8 protein-coding genes are annotated in these 6,825 nt (G+C 42.4%); 2 read left to right on the top strand and 6 right to left on the bottom strand.

What is annotated here, in order from left to right; translation table 11 throughout:
• Nucleotides 1-9: 9 nt before the first annotated feature.
• Nucleotides 10-1,251, top strand: coding sequence for a hypothetical protein (locus AB4135_RS18285; RefSeq protein WP_371994888.1), 1,242 nt, complete (start codon nucleotides 10-12; stop codon nucleotides 1,249-1,251).
• Nucleotides 1,252-1,319: 68 nt separating this feature from the next.
• On the opposite strand, the gene xthA is transcribed toward AB4135_RS18285, so the two are convergent.
• The 4 genes from xthA to AB4135_RS18305 form a co-directional block, all read right to left on the bottom strand.
• Complete coding sequence (gene xthA / locus AB4135_RS18290; protein ID WP_371994889.1) at nucleotides 1,320-2,126, bottom strand: exodeoxyribonuclease III; 807 nt, start codon at nucleotides 2,124-2,126, stop codon at nucleotides 1,320-1,322.
• A 16-nt stretch (nucleotides 2,127-2,142) separates the two neighbouring features.
• Nucleotides 2,143-2,442 carry a YciI family protein gene (locus tag AB4135_RS18295; RefSeq protein WP_220736167.1) on the bottom strand — a complete coding sequence of 100 codons (300 nt, stop codon included), beginning with the start codon at nucleotides 2,440-2,442 and terminating at the stop codon, nucleotides 2,143-2,145.
• On the bottom strand, nucleotides 2,442-2,987 hold the full coding sequence (locus AB4135_RS18300) for a septation protein A (RefSeq protein ID WP_371994890.1): 546 nt from the start codon (nucleotides 2,985-2,987) through the stop codon (nucleotides 2,442-2,444). Before AB4135_RS18300 ends, AB4135_RS18295 begins: the two co-directional genes overlap by 1 nt.
• 319 nt (nucleotides 2,988-3,306) lie before the next feature.
• Complete coding sequence (locus AB4135_RS18305; protein WP_371994891.1) at nucleotides 3,307-3,681, bottom strand: STAS/SEC14 domain-containing protein; 375 nt, start codon at nucleotides 3,679-3,681, stop codon at nucleotides 3,307-3,309.
• A 304-nt stretch (nucleotides 3,682-3,985) separates the two neighbouring features.
• On the opposite strand from AB4135_RS18305, the gene AB4135_RS18310 reads away from it, so the two are divergent.
• Nucleotides 3,986-4,954, top strand: coding sequence for a dihydrodipicolinate synthase family protein (locus tag AB4135_RS18310; protein WP_371994892.1), 969 nt, complete (start codon nucleotides 3,986-3,988; stop codon nucleotides 4,952-4,954).
• 679 nt (nucleotides 4,955-5,633) lie between these two features.
• On the opposite strand, the gene AB4135_RS18315 is transcribed toward AB4135_RS18310, so the two are convergent.
• Nucleotides 5,634-5,927 carry a hypothetical protein gene (locus AB4135_RS18315; RefSeq protein ID WP_371994893.1) on the bottom strand — a complete coding sequence of 98 codons (294 nt, stop codon included), beginning with the start codon at nucleotides 5,925-5,927 and terminating at the stop codon, nucleotides 5,634-5,636.
• A gap of 111 nt (nucleotides 5,928-6,038) precedes the next feature.
• Nucleotides 6,039-6,449, bottom strand: coding sequence for a hypothetical protein (locus AB4135_RS18320; protein WP_371994894.1), 411 nt, complete (start codon nucleotides 6,447-6,449; stop codon nucleotides 6,039-6,041).
• Nucleotides 6,450-6,825 lie beyond the last annotated feature (376 nt).

A 6,825-nucleotide genomic window follows, 5' to 3' on the forward strand; every position in this document is an offset into this window, starting at 1 on the left:
GAAGAACAGATGAATACAACAGTAAGGATACTCGTAGTATTAAGCTTATGTTTAACTCAAGACGTTTACGCCGTTGAGCAAAAGGTATCAGGCGTCGTAGATGTACGCGCCACTTATACCGATGGGCTGCGTTCCTTTGTTGACGGCGGCCTTGGAAAATTCAGGTTTAATCCTGATGCTCATTTTTCACTCGCTCAAGGTGGATTAAGTTATCGAGCCACTTGGGAAAATGGCATCGGGGCACATGTTGTTGCTAATGCCTATTGGGATGGGGTGAAAAACAATGTAGGGATCACTGAGGCGTACATCAGTTATAAAAGTTTACCTTGGGACAATGGCTTTAGAGTGACCGCAAAAACGGGCATTATTTACCCGCACATTTCGCTGGAAAACGTCGCCACGGCGTGGTCATCTCCCTATACCTTGAGTTACTCATCTATCAATAGTTGGTTTGCCGAAGAGGTTCGGCATATCGGCGCAAATATCGGTTTGCAACACCTTGGTAAATTCTCCCAATCAGAGCATGACTTTGGTTTCAATGTTGAGACTTTTATCAATAACGACACCACTGGAGCAATGCTAGCGTGGCATGGCTGGACGCTAAGTTCTAGGCAGACGCTCTGGCAAGAACAGATCCCGTTAAGCGCTATCCCTGCGCGTAACAACGGCGGTATGTTAGCAGGACAAGCTGCAGAGTCTGATCCGTTTATTGAACTCGATAACCGGCTAGGGTATCACATCAGTGGCAATTGGCAGTGGCGAGGCAAAGGAAAAGTCAACGCCGGTTACTACAACAATAATGCCGATACCCGCGTGGTAAAGCAGGGGCAATATGCATGGTTAACCCGCTTTGCCTATGTGGGCTCCAAGTGGCGCTTACCGAACGGGATTGATTTTATCGGCCAATACCTGCAGGGCGATACCATGATGCGGTCTCCATATGGCATGGTTGTGGTTGATAATGACTACCACAGTGCTTATTTGCTGTTTAGCAAGCGCTGGCAAGCCCATCGATTAACTGTGAGGTTAGAAGATTTCGCAGTAAAAGATAACGATAGTACCCTTGATGATAACAACAGTGAAAATGGTCAAGCTTATAGCGTTTCATATGCTTATCAGCTACGGAAAGGCTGGTTCTTGCAGGGGGAATACAACCTTATCGATTCAGATCGTCCAGCACGGGCGGCGCAGGGGGCGAGTGCCGAGTTGCTAGAGCAGCAGTGGCAACTGGCTAGCCGCTACTATTTTTAGTTGGCTTAACAACAGATACAAAAATGCCAGCAGTAACGCTGGCATTGTTAGTTTAAACCATATTTCAGCTAGCTGAAACTGCTCCAAATCGGCGCATGATCTGATGGCTTTTCAATGCCACGTAGATCGTAATCGACATCTGACTCGACAAGACGCTCAGCCAATGATTTGGTTGCTAAAACCACATCAATACGTAGGCCACGGTTATCAACAAAACCCTTACTGCGGTAATCAAACCACGAATAGCGCTCACTGCGAGTTGGATGCAGCTGACGGAAGGTGTCAATCAAGCCCCAATCCATCAGTGTTTTAAGCCATTCACGTTCTTCAGGTTGAAAGCTACATTTCCCCGTTTTCAACCAGCGTTTAGCATTAGGTTCACCAATGCCAATGTCTAAATCGACTGGAGAGATATTGATATCACCAATAATGGCAATATCTTCATCAGCGCTATGATGTTCATTCAAATAAACCATTAGGTCTTTATAGAACTTACGCTTAGCCGGGTACTTTGTTTCATGGCTTATATTGTCACCTTGAGGGAAGTAGCCATTTAGCACAGTTAGTGGACGGCCATTTTCCTGCATAAAGGTGCCCATAATCATCCGGCGTTGAGCATCTTCTTCATCCGTCGGAAAGCCCTTTTGAACCTTTAATGGTTCCGCTTTAGACAGCATTGCCACACCATAATGCGCTTTACCGCCGTGGTAATGCACTTTATAGCCCATGGCTTCTACATCGGCGAGCGGAAAAGCCTCATCGTGTACTTTAGTTTCCTGTAAACCAATCACATCTGGCTGTTGGCTATCGATTAAGGCTTGCAGTTGATGCAATCTTGCACGTAATCCATTGATATTAAATGAAACAATCTTCACTATTGAGTCCTTTTATTTACGGCAACACTAACTTGTATGGTTTTACGATAACACTTTGGTAAACGCCAGCGGCAATATAAGGGTCGGCATCAGCCCAGCGCTGCGCATCTTCAAGAGATGGGAAATCAGCAACTACCAAAGAGCCAGTAAAGCCTGCTTCGCCTGGGTTCTCGCTATCAATCGCTGGGTGTGGGCCAGCAATCAACAACTTGCCTTCATCGGCTAATAACTGTAGACGAGCAAGGTGATCTGCACGAACAGATAGGCGTTTTTCTAAGCTATTTTCAATATCTTGTGACGAAATCATGTACCACATTATTTGAGTTCCTTCTTATCTTCTTCAGACATGTTTTTAAATAGATAAAATACAGTGAGCACGGTATTGATGAGGGTTAGGGCGGTTAGGCCAAATACTTTAAAGTTAACCCAAGTCTCTTGCGACAGGCTAAAGGCTACATAGATATTAACTAAGCCACAGACGACAAAAAACAGTACCCAATACCAAGTGACATGCGCCCAAATTTTGTCCTCTACAACCAGCTCTTTGCCCAGCATGCTTTTTAAAATCGGCTTGTTCATAAACTGACTGACAGCTAATGCAATAGCAAACAAGGCGTAAACGATAGTGACCTTCCACTTGATAAAGGAATCATCATGCAAAATAAGGGTTAATGAGCCAAATACAGTGACCATTGCAAAGGTAATGAGGTGCATCTTTTCTAATTTTTTATACAGCATGTAGCTAATCATTAGCTGCAATGCGGTGGCGGCAATTAAGGCGCCGCTGGCGATGTAGATGTCGAAAAATTTATAGACGGCAAAAAAGATAACCAGAGGCAAAAAGTCGAGCAACTGTTTCATAGGATAATATCAATTATAAATTCATAAAAGTGAGGCTGAGTGTAGCATGCAAGCTAAGCAGGAAAAAGCGCAACAGCCTAACTTGAGCGCTTCGGTAAACTGCTGTTCAGTTAGGCTACATTCGGGTTATAAAATTGCCGAGAAGCTGCATGTTTTTCGGTCATTATTTGTTATGAAATATGGGGGCGTTGAGTAAAAACGGGCAGGGAGAGGGCGCCTACCCATTGTGATCCATTATTGTCAGTCGTCAGCGATAGCTTTTCTTAGGCTCTCAATGACAACAGGCTTATCTAACTCGTATACGCGATAAAGCAATACGTTACTCATCGTTATTTGAAACGATCCAAGTTTTGGCTAAATCGAACTCATGGCACTTAAAAGCTTTTACCTTTGCAGATATGAAATGACTCGCGATATCTTCAGCAAATGAGCTAAGGGAAGAGTCGGTCACTAGGGCGATATTTTTGATCTCTTTATGGTGATTTTTTACAAAAGTTAAGTGGGATAAAAGGCCGCCAAAAGAGTCCCAACCAGGAAAGCTCTCTACAGAGATGATTAACCCGTTTAGCTTACCGTGTTGCTCAATGAAGGGGTCAATGACTGCAGTTACCCTTTTAAAGTCAGCTTCTGATAGGCTTGAATCTGGGGAAAGTGTGGCAATAGCGTTTGGTACATCAATCTCAATATTCAGCATAAAATTAACTCCTGTATGTTTAGCTAACAATGTAGAGTAGCGCTCTATTCCATCGAGATAAAGCATAGCAGCTAAATGTGAATTTACAGCTGAAATCGCTTTGTTGATTAATAATCGGAGGCTAATGTGTAGGCCTCTGAGTTCAGAGAACAACTGAAGTTTGCCGTGTAATCCGCTTAGAGCGTTAACTTTAGTCTTTGGCGGCGCAACCCAATAAATCTCCCGCTTTTCCCAAAGTTATTTAACTGGTATAATACGTCATGTATAATGTATGCAAAATAATTTTTAAGTAAAAGGTAATATGATGGAAACGAATAGTTCAGATTGGCGATACACCGTTATGCCGGCCGTGTTTACATGGCTAAAAGAGTCAGAATCCGGTGCTCTTGAAATTGACTTTGATACAACAAAAAAATACGCTGCAGATATTTTAAAAGTTCAAGGTAAAGGCGGAAGCCGAATGGGTGGACTTGTTGGCTCTGGTACGCTAGGTGAGAATAGCTACCTAAGCTCAGAGCAGCGTCTTTCTGCACTTAAAGCCCTTTCTGAAGTTGCTAAAGAATACAATGTCCCGTTGATCAGTGGCGCAGCGGCAGAAACTAAAGAAGAGCTTGCTGTTATCGTTAGAGAACTAGCGACGGTTGGAGTGGATACCGTAATGGTGATGCCACCAAAAACTAAGGACGTTCCTTCTGACGAAGAGATGTATGCGTACTATGAGCTTTCTGCCATAGCAGCAAAAGAGGCTGGCGTAACCATTATGCCTTATAACAACCCTGATGCCGCCGGATATCACGCACTTTCAACAGATATTCTTAGAAGACTTTCTGCTCTACCTGAAGTAACGGCTCTCAAAATTTCGACTACAGATGTTTCTACTATTGAAACGCTGATGTTAGAGAACAAAGAGTTAAAAATCTTAGCAGGTGTTGACACTGTAACTGTACATGCCGGACTTGCTGGAGCATGCGGTGGAATTACAGGTGTAGGTTGTATATTCCCGAAAGCGAGTGTCACTATGCAGGAGTATGTTAATAATGGCGAATGGGCTGAGGCAAATAAAATTTCTCAGGCTATGAATTCCATATCATATCTTGATGCACAGCCGTTGCTTATGGAATACCTTAAGTTTGCTTTTGGTATTCACCATAATGATGCTACTGGAGGTCTTCGTACCTTTGGTAAGGCATTAACTCAACAGCAAATTGATGATGTTCGCGCAAGATATATTCTAGCGAAAGAAAGACTTGAGCTGCTGGACCTAATAGACTGATCCCTTCATATATTCAAAAATAAAGCTCCGTTTTTACGGAGCTTTTTTGTGTTCACCTTCGGATTAACAGCTAGCTTTTTAGGCCACGTGCTAGCAACAAAAAACATTGAGACAGCCATGGTTAATGGCCACTGAATTTGGCCAACTGTTTCATGGTCCTGTAGGCACATTGCAAGAGTTTAGTTACTACTGTGAGCATTTGAATAAACGAAGGCGACACTTCTCAAGTAGTGTCCTAGCTCACTTGGTGCATTTGAGAACAGAGTGGACAATATAGGTAACTTTGGAAGCACATAAAAAGTAAATATGGTGGTTATGACCACTGGGTACATAAAAAACCTTACCTTTGATGTATAGCTCAACATCACACCACATACTGTTGCTAGAAGAGCAACTTTCGGCGTGGTAAACCACACAATGAAAAACAATTTGTGAAATTCATCTACAGAATTTAAGTGATTTTTTCAAATGTACTTGCCGCATCTATCCAAAATGGTGCCTGCAATATCATCAGTGAGCTATGAAGCAAAATGGCAGTAAGCGCTCCTAGCAAGATAAGAACATACTTCATGGTCACTCCGAAAATATATCGCCCTGCTAATAAGTGAACCAAGTACTGGCGGGCGATTTGCACAGAAAATGGCATGACAGCCTTGGTGAATCTTGATTTGGCAGCTTGTTATAACTTGCAAAAGTCAAATGACTCCTTAGCTACGATTGACTCAATGTTTTTCCTGTGTTCATTATCATTTTTGACAAGTAACTCAACACCTTCCCTAGCTAAGTCCAACCGATTCTGCTTAAAAGCTTCCAAAATTAGTGTGTGTTTGTTCATTTGAGATATAGAGTCACTGGCAAACGTCTGAACTGTATGCTTAGCCCCGTCTTCGGCACCAACTTTATATCCAAAAAAGTATGAACCAAAAGAACATCCCAATGTTGCTAAAATAAATAAAGTTATGTGTAATTTCATAGTGAGTTATAACGCCTTACTAATGGGCGCACAAATGCTTGGCTAAAATTAGCGACGAAGGAGCACAAGCCAAGCGTTTTGCGTCCTTTTGAGTAACTTGTTAGCTACCCTTTACTCAAATGCCTCTTGAGAATAGATAGCCATTTCTATACCTAAACCTAACTTTCCAGCTAGGCGAATTAGTTCTTTGGGAAGGTGATCATTTTGATTAACCACTTCCTCGTTTAACCTAGAATATAAAGGGAAATCCAAATAACCATCAGCGTCTGGGATTTCACCAATTAGCTTATCCAATTCGGAAAAGTTTGCAGTTAAGAATTTTATAGCGTCATTAACTTGAGAAGGGAAATCGTCCCATTCAGCATCAGAAACGTCAAAGGAAACAACAAAAGAATCGCTTTTCCTAGTTTTACTTTTGTTTCTATATTCATCTTTATCAAAGACACTATAAACAGGAACTTTTGTTGTTTCACAAAACTTCTTGAAAGTGTGATTTTTACTGTGAATTTTTAAAAAGCACATACTCTTCCATGGGTAGCTAACGCCTCATTAAGAGGCAATAAAATAGTTGGTTAAAATAAGCGAGGCACGAGCAAAAACCAACTGTTTTTTGTCCTGCTTTAATGACTTGTGTACGCCCAGCATGGGCATGAACTAATGAGGTGAAAGTCCTCTGTAGGAAGGTCACCGTTTATTAACATGCTGTTATTAAACGTTAACTACTAGCGAATGGCAAGGGCTTATCCGCGAGGATTGGTCTGGAGGGCAGATATTTTGCTCCTGCAATATCTGCATTTCCACCGTCCTTGGTGGTCAAGCCGCTAGCCTTCTAACCGTAAAGAGTGCGAGCTGATGAACAAGAACATCATATGAGGCGTAGGCTAGAGATGAGTTGGCA

Source organism: Shewanella sp. 10N.286.54.B9 (genome assembly GCF_041468565.1).
Lineage (GTDB): Bacteria > Pseudomonadota > Gammaproteobacteria > Enterobacterales > Shewanellaceae > Shewanella.

What these genes read in the sequence shown, in the direction of transcription:
- AB4135_RS18320 (WP_371994894.1), bottom strand. Translation starts at nt 6,449, where the DNA reads ATGTGCTTTTTAAAAATTCACAGTAAAAATCACACTTTCAAGAAGTTT.
- AB4135_RS18295 (WP_220736167.1), bottom strand. Translation starts at nt 2,442, where the DNA reads ATGTGGTACATGATTTCGTCACAAGATATTGAAAATAGCTTAGAAAAA.
- AB4135_RS18305 (WP_371994891.1), bottom strand. Translation starts at nt 3,681, where the DNA reads ATGCTGAATATTGAGATTGATGTACCAAACGCTATTGCCACACTTTCC.
- AB4135_RS18300 (WP_371994890.1), bottom strand. Translation starts at nt 2,987, where the DNA reads ATGAAACAGTTGCTCGACTTTTTGCCTCTGGTTATCTTTTTTGCCGTC.
- AB4135_RS18310 (WP_371994892.1), top strand. Translation starts at nt 3,986, where the DNA reads ATGGAAACGAATAGTTCAGATTGGCGATACACCGTTATGCCGGCCGTG.
- AB4135_RS18285 (WP_371994888.1), top strand. Translation starts at nt 10, where the DNA reads ATGAATACAACAGTAAGGATACTCGTAGTATTAAGCTTATGTTTAACT.
- AB4135_RS18315 (WP_371994893.1), bottom strand. Translation starts at nt 5,927, where the DNA reads ATGAAATTACACATAACTTTATTTATTTTAGCAACATTGGGATGTTCT.